The sequence below is a fragment of the Granulicella tundricola MP5ACTX9 genome, from assembly GCF_000178975.2.
GTDB lineage: Bacteria > Acidobacteriota > Terriglobia > Terriglobales > Acidobacteriaceae > Edaphobacter > Edaphobacter tundricola.
The window spans coordinates 418,374-440,672 of record NC_015057.1 but is presented as its reverse complement, the minus strand read 5'-3'; the positions used below and the strand labels follow the sequence as shown (position 1 = coordinate 440,672).

The 22,299-nt window shown below is 57.9% G+C and carries 13 protein-coding genes and 1 pseudogene; 12 read left to right on the top strand and 2 right to left on the bottom strand.

The genetic code is table 11. From position 1 onward, the window contains the following. Positions 1-403: 403 nt before the first annotated feature. On the top strand, positions 404-2,920 hold the full coding sequence (locus tag ACIX9_RS20300; RefSeq protein WP_456297998.1) for a TonB-dependent receptor domain-containing protein: 2,517 nt from the start codon (positions 404-406) through the stop codon (positions 2,918-2,920). Positions 2,921-3,430: 510 nt separating this feature from the next. Here ACIX9_RS20300 and ACIX9_RS20295 read toward each other — a convergent pair. Beyond that, positions 3,431-3,649 (bottom strand): hypothetical protein, encoded by a 219-nt coding sequence (locus ACIX9_RS20295; RefSeq protein ID WP_013572963.1) that lies wholly within the window; start codon positions 3,647-3,649, stop codon positions 3,431-3,433. A gap of 355 nt (positions 3,650-4,004) precedes the next feature. Beyond that, a complete protein-coding gene (locus ACIX9_RS27800) occupies positions 4,005-4,148 on the bottom strand; it encodes a DUF2199 domain-containing protein (RefSeq protein WP_157478217.1) in 144 nt (47 codons plus the stop codon). A gap of 894 nt (positions 4,149-5,042) precedes the next feature. On the opposite strand from ACIX9_RS27800, the gene ACIX9_RS20285 reads away from it, so the two are divergent. From ACIX9_RS20285 to ACIX9_RS20245, 11 genes and pseudogenes are all read left to right on the top strand, one after another. Next, positions 5,043-5,288 (top strand): hypothetical protein, encoded by a 246-nt coding sequence (locus tag ACIX9_RS20285; protein WP_013572950.1) that lies wholly within the window; start codon positions 5,043-5,045, stop codon positions 5,286-5,288. Between the two features lie 29 nt (positions 5,289-5,317). After that, positions 5,318-5,695 (top strand): HU family DNA-binding protein, encoded by a 378-nt coding sequence (locus ACIX9_RS20280; RefSeq protein ID WP_013572951.1) that lies wholly within the window; start codon positions 5,318-5,320, stop codon positions 5,693-5,695. A 509-nt stretch (positions 5,696-6,204) separates the two neighbouring features. Next, entirely contained in the window at positions 6,205-6,486 is a 282-nt protein-coding gene (locus tag ACIX9_RS20275) for a FecR domain-containing protein (protein WP_013572962.1), read from the top strand. 3 nt (positions 6,487-6,489) lie between these two features. Next, entirely contained in the window at positions 6,490-7,068 is a 579-nt protein-coding gene (locus ACIX9_RS20270) for a hypothetical protein (RefSeq protein ID WP_013572961.1), read from the top strand. 31 nt (positions 7,069-7,099) lie between these two features. Next, positions 7,100-7,381 (top strand): hypothetical protein, encoded by a 282-nt coding sequence (locus ACIX9_RS20265; protein WP_041598019.1) that lies wholly within the window; start codon positions 7,100-7,102, stop codon positions 7,379-7,381. 243 nt (positions 7,382-7,624) lie between these two features. Next, positions 7,625-7,966, top strand: coding sequence for a hypothetical protein (locus ACIX9_RS20260; protein ID WP_041598018.1), 342 nt, complete (start codon positions 7,625-7,627; stop codon positions 7,964-7,966). 315 nt (positions 7,967-8,281) lie between these two features. Then, positions 8,282-12,217, top strand: coding sequence for an outer membrane beta-barrel protein (locus ACIX9_RS20255; RefSeq protein ID WP_013572958.1), 3,936 nt, complete (start codon positions 8,282-8,284; stop codon positions 12,215-12,217). 74 nt (positions 12,218-12,291) lie between these two features. After that, positions 12,292-12,784, top strand: a pseudogene (locus ACIX9_RS27925) (IS30 family transposase); the annotation flags it as partial. Positions 12,785-13,399: 615 nt separating this feature from the next. Continuing rightward, positions 13,400-18,709: a DUF7948 domain-containing protein gene (locus ACIX9_RS20250; protein ID WP_013572957.1), complete on the top strand. Its 5,310-nt coding sequence runs from the start codon at positions 13,400-13,402 to the stop codon at positions 18,707-18,709. Between the two features lie 338 nt (positions 18,710-19,047). Beyond that, positions 19,048-19,170: a hypothetical protein gene (locus ACIX9_RS27495; RefSeq protein ID WP_269744706.1), complete on the top strand. Its 123-nt coding sequence runs from the start codon at positions 19,048-19,050 to the stop codon at positions 19,168-19,170. A gap of 822 nt (positions 19,171-19,992) precedes the next feature. After that, positions 19,993-22,047: a winged helix-turn-helix domain-containing protein gene (locus ACIX9_RS20245; RefSeq protein WP_041598016.1), complete on the top strand. Its 2,055-nt coding sequence runs from the start codon at positions 19,993-19,995 to the stop codon at positions 22,045-22,047. Positions 22,048-22,299: the final 252 nt, after the last annotated feature.

The following is a 22,299-nucleotide window of genomic DNA, read 5'->3' as shown; positions in this document are numbered from 1 at the left end:
TGGCCTCGTCCAACGAGCAGGTGACCGTGGATGCGGCGGCTGTGACGATTGATACGGTGTCCTCCACCAACAACTCTGTTGTGAATGACAAGGCGGTCCAAAATATCCCGCTGAACGGCCGCGACTTTACGCAGTTGGTGAAGATCGTTCCTGGCTATAACGGCGCGGGCTCTATGAACGGCACACGGACCAATCAGAACAACTGGCAGATTGACGGTGCGGACAATAACGATATCTGGCAGAACGCGGCGGCGGCTAACCAAGGCGGTGTCGGGTCCATTGCAGGCGTGACGATTCCGATCGACGCAATTGATCAGTTCACGGTGCAGACACAAGGCAACGCGGAGGTTGGGCGTAACGGCGGCGGGTTGATCTCGCTGGCCATCAATCTGGCACCAATCACATTCACGGCACTGCTTACTACTTCAACCGCAACGAGTTTTTTGCGGCACGTGGACCCTTCCTGGCAGCATCGACGCGCAAGTCTGCGTTGCGCAATCAGCAGTTCGGCGGTTCCATCGGCGGACCAATTATCAAAGACAAGCTGTTCTTCTTTACGACCTATGAGCGTCAGAAATACCTGATCCAAAACACATCGTTTGCGACGGAGCCTACGACTGCCTACGTGGCGGCTGCAACGACCTTGCTGACTGCGCACAATATTCCGGTTAATCCGCTTTCCCTGAGCGTGCTCACACTATGGCCGCAAGGCAATAAGGCGTCCGGGCCGGCGACGACAAATAACTACTACGACCCGCGTCCGCAGAGCGGCTACAGCGATAACGCGATCGGCAAGATCGACTGGACGATCACACCTCGGCAGACGCTTTCCGCACGAGCTTTCATCGGCACCGGCCGACAATTCGCGGCGGCGGGAACGAATATCTTCGACTACTATCAAGTGGCGCCGGATATCACGCAGAACTTTACGGCAGTGCACAACTGGGCGATCACGGATCGGCTCTCCAACCAGCTGCTGGCCGGGGTAGGAGTCTTCAATCAGACCTTCAATGACGAGAACCATAGCCAGAATATTCCAGCACTGGGCCTGAATACAGGCGTAACTTCGCCGTCGTTGTTTGGTGCGCCCACAATCACCATCAGCGGCATCGACCAGATAGGCGTGACGCAGCCCCTCGGGCGCAAGGATTACACTGGCCACTTGACGGATACGGCGACGTACACCTTCGGCAAGCATCAGGTGCGCTTTGGCGGTGAGTTCCGCCGAAACTTCATGGATCTGCAGTACCAGCGCAACACGCGCGGCAGTTTCAACTTCACAGGTTCGGCTACATCGAGTGTTGCGTTGCCGGCTGGCGCAACCTCCTATGCGGCGGATACGACCACGCCAGCAACCGTGAAGGCGTTGGCCGACTACCTCGCCGGTTATGTAGCTTCCTCCAGCTTCACGCAGGGCACGCTGCGTCGCGGTATCTACCAGAAGGCCTTTGATGCATTTGTGCAGGATCAGTACACGGTGCTTCCGACGCTGACTTTGAACGTAGGCCTGCGCTACACGTACAACGGCCCCTTTACGTCCAACGGGGTCATTTCCGACTTCCGTCCCGGTGCTGCGGGAACCGACGCCTATGGCCTGCTTGCTAACTCAAACGGCCTTGATACGATCTACAAGAAAAACCTGACCAACTATGCTCCGCGCTTCGGATTCTCCTACCAGGCGGCACCGAAGATGGTGGTTCGCGGAACGTACGGAATCTACTTCGACGTCCCGAATTTCAATGGCTTCTTTGACAACCGTCCAGGCAACGGTGGAGCGTCAGGCGTACAAGCCAACCCTACAGGTGCAACGCCGGTGATCAACGTCAGCCGGAACCTGTTTCAGTGGCAGACGGGGGTGAATACCTTCAGCGGCGGCGCGATTCCAGCCGCAATCGGGCTTTCGACGATCAGCCCGAACTTTCGCACCGCGTACGTTGAGAACTTCAACTTGAACACTGAGTATCAGTTGAGCCGTAACACGATCCTGCAGGCCGGGTACGTCGGCTCACTGGGCCGTCGCCTGTTCCGCCTAGTCGATATCAACCAGGCTCATCCGGGAGCGGGAGCAACGGTCGCCGCTTTGCAGCCACGGCGTCCCTACTACACCAACACACAGGTCACCAATGCAAAGGTAATCGCCGCGATCAACCAGATCGAGAGCGAAGGTACTTCTAACTACAACTCCGCGCAGGTGCTGGTGCGTACCAGCAACTTTCACGGCATGACAGCGCAAGGCTCCTACACCTACGGTCATGCGCTGGACGTGGTCTCCGGTACCCGCGGGTTTGCTCCGCAGGACTCCGCCAATCCCAACGCAGAGTATGGCAGCGCGGACTTCGATGTGCGTCACACCTTCAATGGTTACGTCGTATACGAGATGCCAAAGTTTACCGACCACTTGCAGTTGCTGAGCCGTGGATGGCAAGTAAACACCTTTATCTCCGCGTTTACCGGCACACCGTTTTCGGCCAAGCTGGGTAGCACGGATAACAGCGGCACGGGTGAGTTCCAGGATCGTGCGAACCAGGTTAGCAACCCATCCGCAGGCCTCTCTCGTCAGCGCGTATCGGCCACCGCCGGTGCGGCACCGATCGTGCAGTGGATCACGCCGACCGCCTTTGCAGCCGCACCGCAGGGCACCTTCGGCACCACGGCACGTAACACGCTGCGTGGACCGGCCTTCGCGACGGTGGATGCCTCGCTGGTCAAGAACACGTATATCCGCGAAGGGGTCAACCTGCAACTGCGGGCGGAGATGTTCAACATCTTTAATCGAGTGAACTTGGCGAACCCAGGTACAGGTACGCTGTCATCGTCTTCGTTCGGTCAGATCTCCAGCACGCGCAACAATGGCGGTGCGCCCGGAATAGGACCGGGTGAGCCGTTCAACGTTCAGCTTGCGGGTAAAATTATTTTTTAGCCGAATGCACCTGAACTCCAAATATCGCTTTAATGGCTGAGAGTGATCGCTCTCAGCCATTAAAGTTGTCAACTATGCTGCACTTCTTCGTTTCTAAAGACTGAAGGCAGGTAGTCGGCAGTATCTCTCTACAAACAAGCGGGGCTGTTTCCGAGATCGTTCTTCCGCTATTGGTGAAGAACGCCATACTGACATCGGCCAAGCGGAGTATGGTGACGATACCAAGACTGCTTTAAAAATAGTCAGGTCTCCATTCGCATAGGACAGTGGTTTGAGCGGAGGTAGCTGCACGCAAATGGCGAATGCCAGGTCTGCGCAAGTGTATTCGGCCTTGGGTGGAAGGTCGAGTCTCCTGGTCATGATGAGTTGCGCTGCGTGCTCTACCTGATAACGAGACGGTCATGGAAGACGATTTTCGGGAGCAGGTTCGAGTACGCCGTTGGGAACTGTTCAGTCGTCTTAGCTGTCCAGAGCAGACCTGGGTGGGAGCTTTAGATCGTCGTCGTAGTGCTATATGGGATCAGCAAGCGCGGCAACTGCTACCTGCGCAAGATCCTGGTGCATGGAGTTCGGGGCCGTGGTGCTGCGGTCGAAGCGACACCGCATCGCTGCGGGTGGATGGATGACGGCGCTGGAGACGAGGGCCCCGAAGAACGTATTGATCGTCGCGATGGCTGCCTGAGCAAGTTCAAGTACGACTGACAACGAGTTATCCCCCAAGGTCCGCATGGGGCGAGTGAAGATGAAAGAACAGTCACAACGGCGTACCTGAAACCTGTTTCTCATATGACCTTTATACGGTCGTGGCGTTGTGAAGGACAGGTACGCGGCGTATCTCATCATGGCTAGGCGACAAACTCCACAAACAGGCTCGATACATTGACGCAGACTTTCTTCATCCAATCACCTTTCCCTTGCAGTCAGACGGCGGACCAAACATTCGAGAAGTTTCGCTCAAAAGCTACTCTGGACACAGTGCGGTCACGATCTCTGCAACACGCGCAAGCGTGATTCCGGTTCTCTGCTCCACCGCGAGCGGGTAGTCATTTCGAATGATAGAAAAGTGTGGACGTCAACCTACTACCTAGGTATGCATTTCGACTTCCAGGTTGATAGTGTTGCCGTACAGAGGAAGCTCGGTATTGAGCCAACCCAAGTAGGGTGGACTCAACTCGCGGCCTTCCGTTTTCCAGAGGTCCTGAGTCTTGATGAAGCTCTTGAGGCTAATCTCCGCTCAAACACCCCAGGTAAAAGGTTCTTCCAGTTCCAGGATTGGGATGGCGATGCGCTCCTAAAATGATTCGGTCGGAATGAGCGATGCAGCCAGTGGCGCCTGATTACTGAAGCTCAATGGCCATTGCGGTTGGGTACATGCCTCTCATGGTCGCCAATCTTTCCAGAACCTTGCTGCGTCGTAAACATCCAAATTGCGTTATAGCGGTCGATCACCTGTTTTCAGCTCTTACTCAGCGTTCCGTTACTTTCCCAAATCGCATTGCTGTTTCTCCGATATGGCAGTACAGCTACACGGACGGGTTCTCGAATGACTGGCAGTTCGTTCATTTAGGAGGTCGTGCCGTCGGCGGTGCGGGCATAGTTTTCACTAAAGCGGCTGCGGTTAGCCCGGAGGGTCGTACAACACTTGGCGACCTTGGCGTGGTCCGCTGCACATATCATTCCTTGGCCCGGCTGACTGCATTTGTTAATGGGTCAGGGCTGCGTACCCGGTATCCAACTGGCTCATGCGGGCCGCAAAGCGAGTATGGCGAAGCCCTGGGAGACTCCGCTGCAGGCAATATCCGCCGCTGACGGTGGATGGCAGATGGTTGGCCCGAGTTCAGATCCATTCTCCGATGCATACCCTGTGCCGACCAGACTTGACCGTTCTGGAATGGATAAGATCGTAGACGACTTCATCGCGACCGCCCGACGAGCGGCATCAGCGGGCTTCCTCTTAGCGGAAGTGCATCCTGGCCTCGTAGGCCATGAGCAGATGGAGCAATGGATTCGTGCTGTTTCGACCCGTGAGACCCCTAAAGGTATCGGCAAGTTCCGCACCTGGCGGAAAGTTCCGTGTCGCAAAATTCCGCCAGTCGCAGACCTTTGTACGTAGAATGAAGCAATGTCTAAAGCACCTGCAGCAATCACATCACCTAAGATTAAGAAGCTCGCCGCAAAAGCCCTGAAGTCGCCAAGCATGCTTACGAACGTGGAGACCCGCGAACTCGGCGCATCAGTCATGGCTTTTATTTCACTTCCAAAGGACATTGTTTCTGCTCCCACCAAGAAGTCGGCAGCAAAGAAAGTGACTGCAAAGAAAGCTCCAACAAAGAAGACAGTCAAGAAGACAACGGCGAAAGTCGCCTAACTGATTCAGGCATCACCAAAGAGGAATCCATGGCAACGAAGAAAACAGCGGCAAAGACGACGGCTATCCCGGCGGCCAAGAAGACAAGCACCAGCGCAGCAAAGAAGACGTCGACCAGCAAAACAATGACGAAGGCGGCGTTGGTTCTACTCGTATCGGAGAAGATGGAGCTTTCGAAGAAGCAAACAGCAGAGTTCTTTGACCTGCTGGCGGCTACCGCGATCCAGGAGACGAAGAAGAACGGTGAATTCACCATCCCTGGGCTTGGGAAGCTGGTGAAAGCTCAGCGTGCAGCACGTCTCGGCCGCAACCCGCAAACGGGAGAGACAATCAAGATTAAAGCAAAGACTGCGGTCAAGTTCCGCGTAGCAAAAGCTGCCAAGGATCTGATCGCCCCAACAAAGTAGCAAGTCTTTCGATGGGTCTGGCAGTTTCGGCTTGCGAGCCCAACCTGCCGGATACGTCGTTTACAGGCTCGATTGGAGCCCTGATCGCGGGGCCACTCCCCAACATGCCGATCTGTCAGGACTCATATGCACCGTACAACGATGCAGCGTGTGGCAGGCATCTGGACTCCGGATCGCATCCTCCGCAATCAGGTGTAAGCTGGAGACGTCAATTTACAGGACTGCATGACACAGCAGCTGCAGAGTAAGTCTCTGGCGCACTCTGTTTCCGGGCGGTTGTGCAGGCCAGTCTAGGCTCACCATGCGCGTCATGGAGTTACGCCGGTCGTCGGTCGCGGCACTTCACCTCATCTTGCTCCTCATAATTACGACAGCAGGCGCATACGCTTCGGCAGGTGCTAGAAAGCCGTCTGCACCGGCTAGCTATCCAGAGATCGTGCGGTTGAGCTTTGTCTCCGGTGATGTGCGCCTCGCTCGTGTGAGGCAGCTGAGAAGGCCACAGGCTCAACATGGGAAAAGGCCGCAATCGATGTGCGGTAGAGAGCGGCTTCAACCTGGTCACCGGCGATGGCCGTGCGGAGATCGAGTTCGAAGTCAACTCGACTGCGTACCTAGCGCCTAACGCAGTATTGATGTTCGATACGCTGACGCCTACTGACAGCGCTCCGCATAGCGTGTTGAAGCTGCTGAGTGGGAGCTTGACTCTGCATGTGAAGACTCTCTTTCCCAGCAGAGATTTTCAGGTCTCCACGCCAAACGATCTGATACGTCTGACGTATCCGAAGAAGTGAACAATGCGATTGGATAGCTACGTGGACGGCATTGTGGTGACGCCGGTGGATGCGATCACCCTCGGAAGCTCGACAGGGGGGAGCAAACATCTCGCGGCTGGCCAGGTCTTCGTGCTGCATAGTGGCCGCATGGCTGATTTCCAGCCGCCAATTGACGCGGCTGCCTCCCAGGCGTGGGATACCTGGGTTGCACAGCGTTATGCCGAACGCACCGCGTTGATCGATAAGGAGATGCATGAGGCTGGCCTGACGCAACCAGTGCCGGGACTTGCGGAAATGGAAGGTGGCGGCACGTTCTTTCCGTGCGCTTCTTATGGCACCTGTTGGGAACCGGCAATGGGATGGAATCCGCAAACGAAGCCGGTGGCCCCGACGCAGCCTGTAGTGTCCGCGCAGTCCTCGCGTTCGGAGGGATCGCATTTTCAAACGACTTCCTTCGAAGCCTGCTCTTCACATGAGCTGTCTGCATTCGCGCAAATAGAGTCGCAGGCAGCATTTAGCGGTTACGACGATCCGCTTCCCTTCGAGGACGAGGATGACTTCTTCCCATGCAGCCCGTACACCACGCGTTACTGGTTATGACTCAGACCCGCTCACGCAGCATGTCCGCTTAGTGGGCAGTGAGATTATCGGCTGGCCTTACAACTGGGCGGTCTGCCACTCGGGCTGGTGGATCAATCACGAAAATCACTATGTGCGGGTTGCGGGCGAAAAGCGGCATCATCGCTGCCCGGTGCGATGGGTGAAGAACGGCGGAAAGACCGGCTATGTGCCGCTGCATCCGAAGGATATTGCGGGCAAGCCGCCAATCAATTTGAAACACGGTTTGTACGAGACGAAGGGTTGGAAGAATGGCTCTGTAACGCGCGTCGGATACAACTCACAAAAGTCTTAAGCGTTCCCGGCAGTCCGCCCAAGGATTTCGAACGCCCGCATTTCACCGCACTGCCACGTGTCGAAGCCCCTCACGCTGAGGCGTGCATGATGATGGCATCTTCTACTCCACGTTCGGGGTCGGCGTTGGGTCATTCTCCGGAACGCACACCGATGCGCCTTACCTTTGACCACCGTTCGCAGGGCTTCTCACTCAATCACGAGGTGGTGCAGGGAGGAAAAGCGACGATGGTAAACGCACCCTTTGCAGGCAACTCGCGCGGATTTACAGGCCGCACGTCCGGCGGTGGCTTTTACGGGAATACATCAACTGGCGGCGGCTTCCGAGGCGACGCAGGCAGATCCAGCAGCGGATGGTCAGGCGGTAGCGCATCGGGAGCTTCTTATTCCGGTGGAGGGGGATCCTCAGGCACCTCACATTCAGGCGGCGGAGGCTTCTCTGGCGATGGGGGCGGAGGTGGGGTCTCGCATGGCGGTGGCGGTCATCACTAACGAGGATCAAAGCATCGCATATAGATTCCTTTTATCCGCATTAGGCGGACAGTACCTAACGGGAAAGTCGCGAGGACACGATGTTGCTGGATAACCCCGTCAATGAGATGGTCCGCCGCTTGATCTCCACCCAGAAGGTAGGCGATTGTGTTGGCAGGTTCAAGGAGGATTATCGGCATGCGGATTCGCCTGGGAATCAAGCGATAAGGTCACTCCCATACGCCAAGATTCTCTTGCGCTAATCCTGGGTCCTTGATAGCTTCTGGTCATCACATAATTTAATCCCTGGCTCTTCCGTGAACGTTCGGAACACCTCCGCTTTTTGGCCTTATCCGGCCTGAAACGGATATGCCCTGCCTCGCCTCAAACCCGGCCTATATGGCCTGGACCTGGTCTTTTGGAGAATCCCATGGTGAGCTTCGACCGGCGCCCCATCACCGTCGTTTCATTGGCCGTCGCGCTGACTCTTTCGCTGCCCGTCGCTGCCCAGCAGACGCTCGGAGCCATCAACGGCTCTGTAGCCGATTCCAGCGGAAGCCTCATCCCCGGAGTCACCGTCACCGCCGTCGACGAAGCTACCCAGCTCACCCGCACCGTTATTTCCAATTCAACCGGCGCTTATTCCTTCGTCAACCTGCCCATCGGTTCCTATACCCTAAGCTTTCAACGAGATGGCTTCAATACCGGACGTTTCCCGGGAATTCGCGTGCAGGCCGATCGCACGGTTACTCTTCCCGCGCAACTCGCCCTGGGAAGTGTCTCCAACTCGGTCACTGTGGAAGCCACCCCGCTGCTCAACACCGCGGATACCACCAACGGCTACATCCTGGAGCACGCCCAACTTGAAGCCGTTCCGCTCTCCACCGGCAGCTTCACCGGTCTCGCCATCCTCTCCCCCGGCGTCAACGCTGAACTGCCCGGCGGCACCGGTTCCAACTCCGGCCTCGGCAACGCGCCCATCTGGGCAAACGGACAGCGCGATACCAGCAACTCCTTCCAGCTCAACGGCGTCGACGGCAGCAATCTCTTTAACGGCAAGAGCACCTCCCAGGTCGGCTCGTCCCGTGTCGTCAACAATACCGGGGAGGGCATCGGCGGTGCAGGCGGCGTGATCCAGAGCGCGTCCTCCGTCTATCTCGCCATCGGCAACTCCATCCCCACTCCGCCCCCGGAGTTCATTGAAGAGGTCCGCGTCAACGCCTCCATGTACGACGCCCAGCAAGGCTCGGCCGCCGGTGCCCACATCGATCTCAGCACCCGCTCAGGAGGCAACGGCCTCCATGGCTCGCTCTTCGGCCATCGAGGCACCAACTTCATGAACGCGGCGCCGTTCTTCTTCAAAAAGGACACCGGCGTCCCGGAGTCCGATAAAAACCCAGAGCTCCATCGCTACATTGCAGGCGGTACCCTCTCCGGCCCCATCATCAAGGACAAGCTCTTCGGCTTCGTCGGCTATCAGCATCTCCATGTCTCCGATCAGGAGACCGGCGACACCGAAGCTGCCGTCCCCATCGGGCTCAGCGACACCAACCGCACTCCCGCCGGCCTCGCCGCCCTCACCAACAACTCCTTCGCCGGTCCCATCGCAGAAAACGGCATCAGCGTCACCGCCGGCGACTGGTCCAGCAATCCCGTCGGTCTCGGCGTCTTCCAGGCCAAGAACCCAGATGGAAGCTGGCTCATCCCCAACGACAACGGACACCACCCGTCTTTCTTCTCGCCCTATAACTCCTTCCAGACCGGTACCTCCACCTTCATCGCGGACATGCTCGCTGCTTCAGTCGATTGGAACGCCAGCCCCAAGGACCTCCTCGCGCTTAAGTACTTCTATCAGCACGATCCCAACAGCGCGCCCTTCGCAATCTCCAACGTCCGCGGCTTTACCGAGCACATGGACATCGGTTCCCAGGTCTTCTCCATCAACAACGTCCAGACCCTGACCTCCAACCTCAGTGTCACGGAGACCCTCGGCTTCCTGCGTGAGAAAGCCTACAGCACCAACGACCAGCCCTTCGCGCCCGGGCAGGCCGGCACTCCCGCCGCGGCCATGAACCCCGCCTTCGGTTCGACCTTCCCCGGACTCACCATCGTCGATACCCTTGGCTCTGCAACCCCTGACGGGCTCGGCGCTCAGACACTCAACATCGGCCCCGCCGCCTCCTCGCAGAGCTCCTACACCGGCGTCTTCCAGAACCGCATCCAGCCCTCAGCCAGCGCCATCCTGACCAAAGGCCGCCACGCCATCACCTTTGGCGGCAGCTTCTCATACACCCAGCTCAATGTCCGGGACGAGCGCACCGGTAAAGGTGCCGTAGCCACACCAGATCTCGCCACCTTCGCCAAGAACTGGATAACCCCTTACAGCACCAATGGCTTCGTCGCCACCACGTATCTCCAGGGCGACGCCAACCGCTACTACCGCGCCAACCAGACCGGCCTCTACGTCTCGGACAAGTTTCAGGTCCTACCCAACCTCACCCTCACCGCGGGCCTTCGTTACGACTGGAACGGTGGCCTCACCGAAAAGAACGGCCGCATCTTCAACTTCGACCCCACCGCCTACAGCTACTCTGATTCCGCTGACACTATCTCCAACTCCGGCATCATCATCGCCGGCAACAATGCCAACGGCACCCACGGCATCAGCAACACCACCCTCACCGGCCGCCAGTGGGGCATCGCCCCCCGCCTCGGCTTCGCCTGGCAGCCCAGCTTCGCGGACCACAAAGTCGTCCTTCGCGGCGGCACCGGCATGTACTACGATCGCGGCGAACTCTACACCTATCTCTCACCCGGCTACGCCGCAGGCGAGATCTCCGGCGGCCCCTTCGGCATCAGCCAGACCCCGCCCTTCGTCACCGAGCAACACTGCGCCTATAGCTCCTCCCCCTACGGCAACACCAGCTTCCTCTATGACTTCTACATCCCTATCTGCGGCGCCGGAACGCCCTACGGCCCGGACACCAGCGCCTACTCGCTCGCCACCCCCTGGGGTTCAACCCGCGGCCCCGGACCCTCTAACCCCAGCGCAGCCGATATCACCAAGTCGCTCCCCAACGCCGCCGCCATCATCGCCGGCGCACAGCCCTTCACCCTCGGTGCTTATAACCCCGCCAATAAACTCCCGTACAGCATCAACTTCACCCTCAACCTGCAATGGCAGCCCCGCAACGACCTCCTCGTGGAGATCGGCTACGTCGGTAACCTCGGCCGCCACCAGGTCATCCCCTTGCCCTTCAATCAGGCCAAGATCGCCACGCTCGCCAGTCCCACCCACGCCGCCGGCGTCAATAAGCAATCTTTCAGCTACGGCTACACCGTGCTTGACCCCAACACCTTCCCACCCATCTGCGTCAACGACCCCACTGAGGTCAACTGCCAGTACGGCCAGATGCAGCAGAACTATGAAGGCGGCAACGTAGACCTGCGCGTCCCATACACCGGCCTCTCATCCGAGTCCGAAACCTACACAGCCGCCGGCATCTCCGCCTATCATGCCCTCCAGGCGCACCTGGAAAAGCGCCTCAGCCACGGCATCCAGGCCGGCGTCTCTTACACCTACTCCCACACCACCGACGAGCAGAGCGCCCTCGGCCTCTTCTACAACGGCAACGATCCCAACAACCTTCGCAGCGGCTACGGCTCGGCTGACTTCGATCGCAAGCACGTCCTCAACTTTACCTACAGCTACACCCTGCCCAAGTTCTACGGCGACGGAACACTCCTCGGCAAGCTCGCCAATAGCTGGTCCATCAACGGCATCGCCATCATCCAGAGCGGCCAGCCGTACAGCATCATCGACTACTCCGGCGCGGTAGGCAGCCTTTACTACAGCACCTTCGACGGAATCACCAATCCCATCGTCCCGCTCGCCCCCGGCTGCACCGCCAAGACAGCCCTCACCGGAAACAACGGTGCCTTCTACAACGAGAACACCGGCACCGGCGCAGCCTTGAAGCCCTCTTGCTTCACCATCCCGCTCATCGCGCAGGGCAGCCAGGGCGTCCCCATCGGCGATGCCTTTGAGACCGGCTTCACCTCAGGCCAGCGCAACATCTTCCGCCAGACCTATCAGAAACGCACCGACGCCTCGCTCGTCAAGGTTCTTCCGATCCATGACCGCTACACTCTCCGCTACACCTTTGACGTCTTCAACCTCACCAACACCAGCAGCTTCGACATCCCCACCGACAACGTCTCGCAGAACGAGGGCTACAACAACGCACCCGAGTACAGCACAGACCCCTACAGCCTCTACACCAAAACCCCCGGCGGCCTCGGCATTACCAAGCACACTATCGGGGCTCCGCGCCAGATCCAAATGGCCCTCCACTTTCTGTTCTAGCGCACTCGGTTCTTTGCAAGAGAAGGCTCTCGGAAGTTCACTGCGCCAGTCGTTTTAGATCGATACACATCTTGAGCGGGTCTCGAAGACCTGCAGAGATTGAGGGTTGCGCAATTCCCGGACATTGGGAAAGTGACCTGCTCAGCGGAAGCAAGAACAGTCATACCGCGACCCTGGTCGGACGACACTCGCAATTTACTATGGTGGATAAAGTAGCCGACAAAGACATGGCAACGGTCGTCGCTGCTCTGACCCGGTAGGTTCGTAAGCTTCCTGCCTCTTTAAAGCGCTCGGTGACGTCGGATCGAGGGTTTGGATGGCCAAACATAAGAGCTTCACCGCAGCCACGAGGTGAAGCTCTACTTCTGCGATCCGCAGAGGCCTTGGCAGCGCGGCACGAACAAAAATACCAACGGTTTGTTGCGACAGTACTTCAAAAGTAAAAACAACTTATTTGATTACTCCCAGGCAGATCTCAACAAGGTAGCTCTGCACCTCGATCAACGCCCGCGCAAGAGGTTGGACTTTGAAACACCAGCTAGTAACTTTAAGGCAGTGTTGCATTGACACGTTAAGACTGACAGAGTTTTCGGAAATGTCAGTCATCCGTAACGGCGGGTATGGCTCAGGTTGGTCAAGTGCTAATTTCAAGGTCACTGTTCATGGAATCGTGCACATGCGATGTTGATTGGCCGCGCCACGAACTATGCCCCCAACATCGCTTCTACATCTAGATGCTGGTGATGATTCTCATGCACTTTCTCCGTTCTTTACTCGTCCTGACTGCGACGGTACTTCTGTGCCGTTCGGGACTAACGTAAGAGTTGGCACCTGTTCGGGTAGACTCCTCCGTGGCAGCGATCCGCCTGGAGTCGCACGATCAGAAGGCAGTTCAAGGTTGGGACCCGAAGCGGTCTCCTTCCAGTTCGATCTGAACGAGGTTACCGCGCTGGGCTGGCAAGGTAGTTTGCTCCCAAGTGCCCAACAACGAGCACCAACGATATGACCAGCGAGTGTGAGGCCACACCGCGTCTCATTTGAGATTGCGGAGAAATCTGACCCGCACCAGGCATGTCAATTTGTGTGACCTGTAAAAAATGTGTGATATTTTGCAGTTCCAACTCACTAGGGGTGTAAGCAAAAAACCAGGCCACCGGTCTGGTTCATCAGGAGTTTCTGTTTATGAGTGCTCTCCGCCCGTACGTTGCCTTGATCTTAGCTCTGATTCTGGGGCTCGCTTTACCAAGTCTTTCGGCACAGGAACCGGCTAAGATCGCTTTGTCCTCTTCTGTGGCAAGGTACAAGCCTGCCATCCTTTCACTCATAAGCCAGCAAGAACGGGATACTGTCTCGTTTATCGAGAACAAAGGACAGACGGCGCCAGACGTTCTGTGGACGGCCCAGGCATCAGGCTACCGTGCGGCGTTTCTAAAGGACAGTTTTGTGCTGCAAACCTTGGACTGGGATAAAGCTGCGTCGGGTAAACCGGTGGTCGAAGCTGCTGCCGGCTCAGGTGCCGGTTCCACCGTACAGGGTGGAGCACAGAAGGTGCAGATTCGCGAAGAGCGAATTCAACTCTCCGGCGCGAACTCAAATGCCATCATCGAACCGCTGGACGAGCGAACGGGCAAGGTCAACCTATTCAAAGGCAAGGACCCGAGCCGCTGGATCAGCAACGCACCGACCTATGCGCGGCTTCACTACCGGAACATCTACCCGGGCATCGACCTGATCTTCTATAGTCACGGCGGTAGATTGGAATATGACTTTGTCGTGGCCGCGGGTGCCAACCCCGATTTGATCCGCATGAAGATTGCCAGTGCTGATGCAGTGAGCACGACCGCGCAAGGGGAGTTGCGTATCGGCACCACAGTCCACAAGCCGGTGCTCTATCAGAATTTTGAGCATGGTAAGAGCGCGGTGGAGGGCAGTTTCACGCTCGTTGCACCGAACACCTTCGGATTTCACTTTGCGCAATACGACAAGAGCAGGACATTCGTCATCGATCCGACCATCAGTTTGCTCTATTCCACCTATGCAGGTGGCCTTCATAACGACCAGGCATTCAGCATAACGCTTGATGCACAGGGCAACACATTCATCGCTGGCTGGTCAGCGTCCGAGGACTTCCCGGTTACCGGCAATGCGCTTCAGACGGTTCGCAAAAACATAGGTGTCTACCTGTACGACATCGTAGTAATGAAATTCGATTCCGCAGGAAGTCTCATGTATTCGACCTTTCTGGGAGGAGCACAAAACGACCAGGGAACCACGATCGTCGCGAACGCAGATGGCAGCGTGTATGTCGGTGGGTATACGCAATCTACCGATTTTCCGGTTACCTCAAATGCGTACCAAATTACCGCAGGTGGAGGGCTTGATGGCTTCCTGGCGAGAATCAGCGCCGATGGGTCGCAACTGTTGTACTCGACCTATCTCGGCGGCACGGGAGACGAAGCCGTCACCAGCCTGCTGCCGAACGCCGATGGCAGCCTGTGGATGTCGGGCGTGGCCTCTCAGGCAGGACTGAACGCGAGCGCGACGGCATATCAGAAGAAGCCAAACGGGGTCGACAATTCTTTTGTCGGCAAGGTTCAGTTCGATGCCAACGGCAAGTTGCAGATTCCGTACCTGACTTTCATCGGCGGGTCGCAAAGTGGACAGACCAACGGACCCGGGGAAGGCTGGCCCAGCAGCCTCGCCGTGGATGGGACGGGGAATGTCTACTATGCCGGCACAACACAGTCCAGCGATTATCCCGTAACGGCTACTGCCTATGAGCAGCCCGTGACTCTCAGTCATGGGTGCGCCAACTCTCCGAATCCAAACACGATCGGCGTGGTAACGAAGTTCAGCCCCGATCTCTCGCAGGTGTTGTATTCGACATACTTCGGCGGCAAGACCGAAGACCAGAACGGCTTCCCGTATTGCAACCAGGGACTCACCAGCATCCATCTCGACACGGCGGGCGACATCTGGCTCTACGGCTACACCGCGGAAAGCGACCTCCCGCTGACCAGCAATGCATTGTCGAAGATGCTGAACGGGAACGGCATGGCCAACGGCCAGGATGCGTTTCTAGGCGAGCTAAGCGCCGATGGCACAAAGCTACTTTATGGCACCTATATCGGCGGCTCAGGGCTTGATAGCGCCAGTATGATGACCGTTGATGCAAGCGGCAATATCTGGCTCTCCGGCATTAGTGCCTCGACCGACTTTCCAACCACCGCGAACGCTTTGCAACCACTCAATAATACTGGCGGGTCGGACTTTACGCTGGTGCAGCTTAACCCCGCCGCAACGAGCATCCTGTACTCCACCTACTTCGGAGGCACGACGGATAACGGATTCAATTCAGTGCCGATGGCAGTGGATGCCAACGGCAACATACACCTCACGGGCTCGACGTCTTCGGCCAGCTTTCCAGTGACGCCGAATGCACTGCAGCAAGTTTTTGCCAATGGAGATTCCGGTCCGGACGGTAACGATATTTTTTACGCGGAACTGGGCACAGGTCAGATCGTAACGGCCACTCCCTCCACCGGAGGGAACGTAGGCGATGCGACGATCACCGTAAACGGCGTCGGCTTTCAGATCGGGGCCACATGTGAACTTACGTTGAACGGCGCCACGATTTCTTCAGCGTCGGCCAGCGTATCTCCGACGGGAACCAGCATTAGCTGCACCTTCCCATTAGCCGGAGTCGTTCCGGGAACGTACAACATCATCGTCCTCAATCCGAACAACGGAACAACGTTCATGCAGACTGCCGGCTTCGTCGTGGCGAGTGGCGGCGGTCCACAACTCTGGGCCACAATCGTCGGACGCCCAAAGATCCGCACGGGTGTCTCTTCGGTGGTGACTGTGAGCTACGGTAATTCGGGCAACACGGATGCCTATATGGCGCCGATGGAGATCGACCTTCCTGCCAATGTTTCGGCGACCTACGGCGTGGGCGTCTCACCGAAACTGGGGTCTGGTGTCCAGGCCACCACTTCAGCGACGACAGCGTCAGGTATGCGTATTCCACTGATGGTGCCGCACCTTGCGGCAGGTGAGTCGCGCAGTTACCAAATCGCCATCACGGACGCGGTGGACAGCGACAACTACACGATCTCGGCGCAACTCGGTTCACCCTGGTACGGATCCTTGTCTGCAGCGAACTCCGAACTGTCCTCTCGAAGCAACACTCTGACCACTTCGACATCCTGTGCTGCGGCCTTGAGCGGATCGCCAACCGTTGTCGACTGCCTGGATCGGTACCTCACGCAGTATCAGACCAGCGGAGCCACCGCGGCGCAGGCGAAGTCTCTCGCGGCCACACTACAGACGGAGCTTGCGCAATCGCTGATTGGCAATACCCCTGCTGTGAGCGCCGGTACGCTCCCATCGCCAAGCTCGGCCTATGTGGGGAGTACGCTTGTAGTGACCGGGCTACCATCCACCGACGACACGGAACTGGTCCACGACTTCGCGACTTCAACGCAGTATCTCTTCCCCATCGATACATCCCACTGCGTTGTGTGGGCCGATAATGTCAACGACGCGCTGGGTGGGGTGCTCTACAAGTGCACCTACAGCATTCCTTCGCCGATCGATGGCGCGGAGTTATTCACCGGCAACTCCTACAGTCGGCTCGATCTCATCACGAATCCGGGGAACCTGATTCCGGAGTTCGACACCTGCTGGACGAAGTCCTTCAGCGTTCTGACCGCAGGAACGGAGCTGGACGTGCAGGCCGGCAGACCCTGTTCCATGGACTCGGATGCTGATGATCCCGACGATCCGGCTGGAGGACAGGATCCTCCTCCGCCGGGACCGCCAGACCCTCCGACAACCGATACGATATCTGGAACGACGGGTGGCTCCATCGATCCAAACGCCAAGGTCGGCAACAACGGCGATGGATCGGGAGGCCACTTCATCAGGGCTACTGCGCCTCTTCCGTACGCCATCTTTTTCGAAAATCAGGCAACCGCGACCTTGCCGGCTGCGATGGTTGTAGTTACAGATCAACTCGATCCCGCCAAGGTAGATCTCACTACGTTGAGCCTTGGCGCCATCAGCTTCGGCGCGAACGTGATCAAGCCGAAGGGCACGGCGAACGCTTTCACTGCGGTGTATAGCATCAACTCCAGCCTGAGCGTGCGCATCGAGGGTAGTCTCAACCAGAACACGGGCCTCCTGAAGTGGACCTTGCAGTCCATCGATCCCTCCACCGGGCTGCCGCCTACCGATCCGACAATTGGATTCCTGCCTGCGGACACTGATGGCATGAAGGGGCAGGCGAGCGTGGTCTTCAACGTCGCACTCAAGCCCGGCATGCCTACCGGTACGCAGATCTCGAACGCAGCCAGCATCATCTTCGATACGAACACGCCCATCACAACACCGACTTGGGTCAACACTATCGACATCGACGCCCCCGTTAGCAGGGTCACGGCGCTGCCTGCGACCGAAACAACGATCACATTCCCTGTCACCTGGTCGGGCACCGATCAGGGATCGGGAATCGTCACCTACAACGTTTACGTCTCAGACAACGGAGGCACCTTTACGCTGTGGCAGAGCGCCGTCCGGGGCGTGACTGCAAACTACACCGGCACGGTCAACCATACGTACGGCTTCTATAGCGTCGCTACCGACGGCGTGGGCAACATAGAAGCAACGAAGAATGCTGCCGAGACCGCAACCCAGATTGTGCCAGGCCTAATCGCCACGACCGCTGCGCTGTCAGCATCGTCCACTTCAACGAGTGTCGGAACGAACGTCACCTTCACCGCGACCGTGACGCCTTCTGCTGGTTCAGGCGTGCCGACCGGCTCTGTTACATTCATGGACGGCACAACGGTACTTGGGCAGGCCAGTCTGATGGCTTCGGGTCAGGCGTACTACTCGTCAAGCTCACTCGCTGCGGGAGCGCATGTGATTACAGCAAGCTACGGAGGCACCAGCGCCTTTGCGGGGTCCACATCACCCGCGCTAACTGTCACAATTCAGGCGCTCCCAGCCGATTTCTCCATTGGTCTTTCGCCGACGAGCGGCTCAGTGACGGCGGGTAAGTCTGTGACGACCGCGGTCAGCATTACGCCAGTCAACGGATTCAATCAGAGTGTCGGCTTTAGCTGTTCCGGGCTGCCCTCAGGCGCTGGCTGTAGCTTCAGCCCAGCAACCGTCACTCCAGCTGGTGGGACCGCACAGACTACGCTGACAATCCAAACAGCGCAGCGCCAGGCCCTCCTTCATGAACTTTCGGATTCGCCTCATAGGATAAACATGGCTGTGTTCGGTGGCAGCCTGCTGTGCCTTGGATTCTTTACGAGTAAACGGCGACGGTGGGCGAGCCTTGCGTCGCTTTGCCTCTTGGCCACGCTGATGCTTGGCTGCGGTGGTGGGAGCCCCACTGCTGTGCCCGTGACGACGACCATTACTATCACCGCGACGGCAGGTTCGGTGGTACATTCAACGAGCTACACGTTCACCGTCCAATAACATCGAGCTCAGAGGAGGCCCGGTGCGCAGAATGGTTTGAATGGGATGCTGCCCAGCTGTCAACAGCTTGTACGCGGACAGGGTCGTTTGCACTTGACGTTATGTTGAGCTTGCGCGCTGATGTGATCAATATACGTGCCAGCTGATGGCTGGGCTTGCGATCCCGCAGCGAGTGGAACACGACTTATCTCCAACTCATAAACTGATGCCCATACCGAGATGCGCCTCAATGTGGCCGGCGTCAACCCGCCTCTACCTGCACTGACGCGGTCCGCACATGGTCGTGCGGCAGAACAGCAAGGTCTCCTTTGCCGAAGGAGCGGCAAATCCGGAGACGGATGAGGCTGCGAGGGCGGCAGGTGGTGAAGCTGCTGGCTGACGACGCGACGCACTCCGGTGAGGACGTCAGCGAAGCTGCGTTTCTGTTTCATTACGGCGCGAGGTCCGACGATTATCTTTAGCGCATACGCTGGCGATGCGGGTTCCGTGTGGTTCGCCTCCACCACGCTGGACCGCCACTCTGATGCGATCAGGCAGCCGCAGATCTTTGGCACGCAGCTTCATACTCCCAAGGACCAGCCGACCACACAGGAGCCGTAAAACCGAATGCTGATCTCCCATGCGCTGCGCGAGCAGCTGGGCGGCCCTTCGCGGGTCGAGCAGGCCAAGCAACATCGGGCTTCAACAAGCAGTTGCATACGGCTAACTGAGCTGGCTTGAGGAGTATCAAACAATGCTTTTGATGTTCCTGAGCCCCGCCACCGACAACGCCGGTCGTTGATGTGAGATGCCCGAAAAGTCGGGCGGTCTCAACCGGTTGCTGCAACACTGGCTTGTAGTTTACCCGCTGGGGTATCAAAGCCCAACGTCTTTCTCGGACGTTGATTCAGTTGTCGCACTACTTTGTCGAGGTCAGCTTGTAAGTAGAGCAGCATACTTACCGACTGCTCACGCGGTACGAAGCCGGGGGCGGTAGCTGGCAGATCAGCAAGGCGCGTGGCCGGACGTCGAACCGAAGTCGGAACGATAGCGGCCGAAGGTTATGCGGCCGCTGTCCTGCCGCCAGGTTCCACCCGCTCAGGAAGCTTGTTCTTGATCCGCTCCCACGACACTTCGCTCAGTTCATATCGAGTCGCCACCACTCTACTTCACAAATCAAACCAACAAGGCAAAGAATATAAGTAATACCCCCTTAGGACAGCCCCAAACAATGCACATACAGTCACGGAGGAAGGCCTGTTCGTGCTGTGAATGGGCAAGCTTGGTGACCGGGTGCTATATTTGTGTCCTTCGTCATGCAGTCCATGCTTCGTCCATCAGCTTCAGACGGTACGGTCTCCGCAAGCCTGCCTCAGGGGCCGTCGGGTGTTTTTGTCTATGTTTTTGCGGATTTTCGGCTGGAGCCGGAGAATCGCCTTCTAACCTGTGCGGGCAAAGAGGTTCCGCTTCCCGGACGCGCCTTCGACGCTTTGCTGATGCTCGTGCGACGGCCCGGATCTTTGCTGAGCAAAGAAGAGTTGATGGCCTCTGTCTGGGCTGGTTCCTTCGTTGAAGAGTCGAATCTTACGGTCACGATCTCCACTTTGCGCCGTGCATTGAATGAAGACCCGCATGACCGGCGTTACATCCAGACAGTCGCCCGACGAGGGTATCGCTTCATCGCGACGGTTACCGAGCTTCCGCAAACGGTGGCGTCGATGCCGCGTACTTTCATCAAGGAAAATCCGGCCGAGACACCTGTCTCCGATCGGTTGTTCGTGGAACCAGCGGAAGAGGACGTGGCTGCGGGCCCCCCTATATACACCGGCCCGCAACCGCTGCCAGGAGTTACGCCATTCCTGCGCCGGCTGCGCCACGGAGCCATTGCCACGGTCTGGGTAGGTCTGCTTGCTGCACTCGTGTTGGGCGGGTGGTTGTTGCTGAAACCGAACCAACCTTTACGGACGCTGGCCGTTTTACCTTTTTCATCGGACTCCAGTTCGACCGGCTCCGCACCCAACGGGTTCATTCTACTGGGGATGACCGACAGCATCACCTCGCGGCTGGAGGCGAACTTGGTCGTTCGTCCGACCAGTTCTGTCTTGCGTTACTCAACGACCGCCCCGGTTAGCCCAGTTGTTGCTGGGCGCGAGCAAGAGGTGGACGCTGTCTTAACGGGACAGGTCAATGAATCCGGTGGCTCTACACAGCTTCGACTGCATCTGATTCGCGTCAGTGATGGCCTGACCCTATGGCAGGACAGCTTTCGGGCAGCCTCCAGCGATCTGAAAGGTCTGGAACAAGAGGCGGGCGACGCCGCGAGCCACGAACTGGGACCGGCGGGCAAAGCGGGTGGAGGGCCGGCCAGACCTGCTCCCGCAGCAAACGCCGAACGTTCAAGAGTGGACGAGCCGGCCTACCAGCTCTATCTGCGCGGTCGCTTTTTCTGGAATCGCCGTACCGTGGAGGGCCTGCGAAAAAGTACCGAGTACTTCCGCCAGGCTATCGATGCGGACCCCAACTACGCGGCTGCCTATGCGGGGCTTGCCGACTCTTACGCCCTTCTTGCGTCGTTTTCGGTTGAGCCCGGCCGCGCGGCGAATGCCGACGCCCGTTCCGCCGCGCTTTCGGCGATCCAGCTTGATCCCACTCTGGCTGAGCCACACGCCTCGCTCGGCATGATCTATTTCTTCACCGACTGGAATCTTCCCGCAGCTGAGGTGGAGTTTGGACGGGCCATTCGGCTGAACCCCAATTATGCGACGGCCCATCACTGGTATGCACTCGACCTGGCGGCGATGGGCCGATTTCCTCAGGCACTCTATGAGATTCGTGTGGCTCAGAAGCTTGATCCGCTGTCCCTCATTATCGGCACCAACGTCGGATGGATCGAATACCTGGCCCACGACTACGCGGATGCGCTGCATGATCTGCACCGTGTTCTTGAACTAGACCCGAATTTTGTCCGCGCCCGCACCCGGCTCGGCATGGTGGAGATGGCGACCGGAGATAATTCCGCGGCCGAGGCAGACCTGAAACAGGCGCTGGTCCTGTCCGGCGATGAGGACCCCTGGGTGGAGGGACTGCTTGGGGACGCCCAGGCGCGTGCCGGGAACCGGACGGCGGCGGAGCATGCGTTGGCCAAGGTGAGCGTCCAGGGCAGTTCGCACTATGTACCACCCACCAGCCGTGCGCTGATTCTCCTCGGTCTCGGGCGCAGGGCGGAGGCTGTGGCTGCGCTCTCCCAAGCCATTGAAGACCATTCCACTTCAATGGTGTATGCGCGGGTCGATCCTTCCCTGGACACGCTTCGGTCTGATCCTCCGTTTCAGGCGTTGATGACCCGGATGAATCAGTAGCTGGCGTTGTTCGATGCGCTCCTTGGCACTCTTGTTCTACCCTTCCCTCACGACTCTGTCACCTTTGGTGGTTTATCACGCCTGACCGAAGCTCATGGTCGCCGAACTGGAACAAAGAATATGTGCCTGTTCTATCTCCGTTTCAAAAGTCTGACGGATCCAAAACTTGGTAAGGCTATTTGAATCAGCGTTTAGAGTGTTTCGGATATTCTTCGGAACTTTTTCAGGACAGCGGTGCGCAGCTCTGGCTAG

Excerpts from the sequence above, each read along its gene's own strand:
- ACIX9_RS20295 (WP_013572963.1), bottom strand. The coding sequence starts at position 3,649 with ATGCGGACCTTGGGGGATAACTCGTTGTCAGTCGTACTTGAACTTGCT.
- ACIX9_RS20285 (WP_013572950.1), top strand. The coding sequence starts at position 5,043 with ATGTCTAAAGCACCTGCAGCAATCACATCACCTAAGATTAAGAAGCTC.
- ACIX9_RS20280 (WP_013572951.1), top strand. The coding sequence starts at position 5,318 with ATGGCAACGAAGAAAACAGCGGCAAAGACGACGGCTATCCCGGCGGCC.
- ACIX9_RS20275 (WP_013572962.1), top strand. The coding sequence starts at position 6,205 with ATGGGAAAAGGCCGCAATCGATGTGCGGTAGAGAGCGGCTTCAACCTG.
- ACIX9_RS20270 (WP_013572961.1), top strand. The coding sequence starts at position 6,490 with ATGCGATTGGATAGCTACGTGGACGGCATTGTGGTGACGCCGGTGGAT.
- ACIX9_RS20255 (WP_013572958.1), top strand. The coding sequence starts at position 8,282 with ATGGTGAGCTTCGACCGGCGCCCCATCACCGTCGTTTCATTGGCCGTC.
- ACIX9_RS20250 (WP_013572957.1), top strand. The coding sequence starts at position 13,400 with ATGAGTGCTCTCCGCCCGTACGTTGCCTTGATCTTAGCTCTGATTCTG.
- ACIX9_RS27495 (WP_269744706.1), top strand. The coding sequence starts at position 19,048 with ATGAGGCTGCGAGGGCGGCAGGTGGTGAAGCTGCTGGCTGACGACGCG.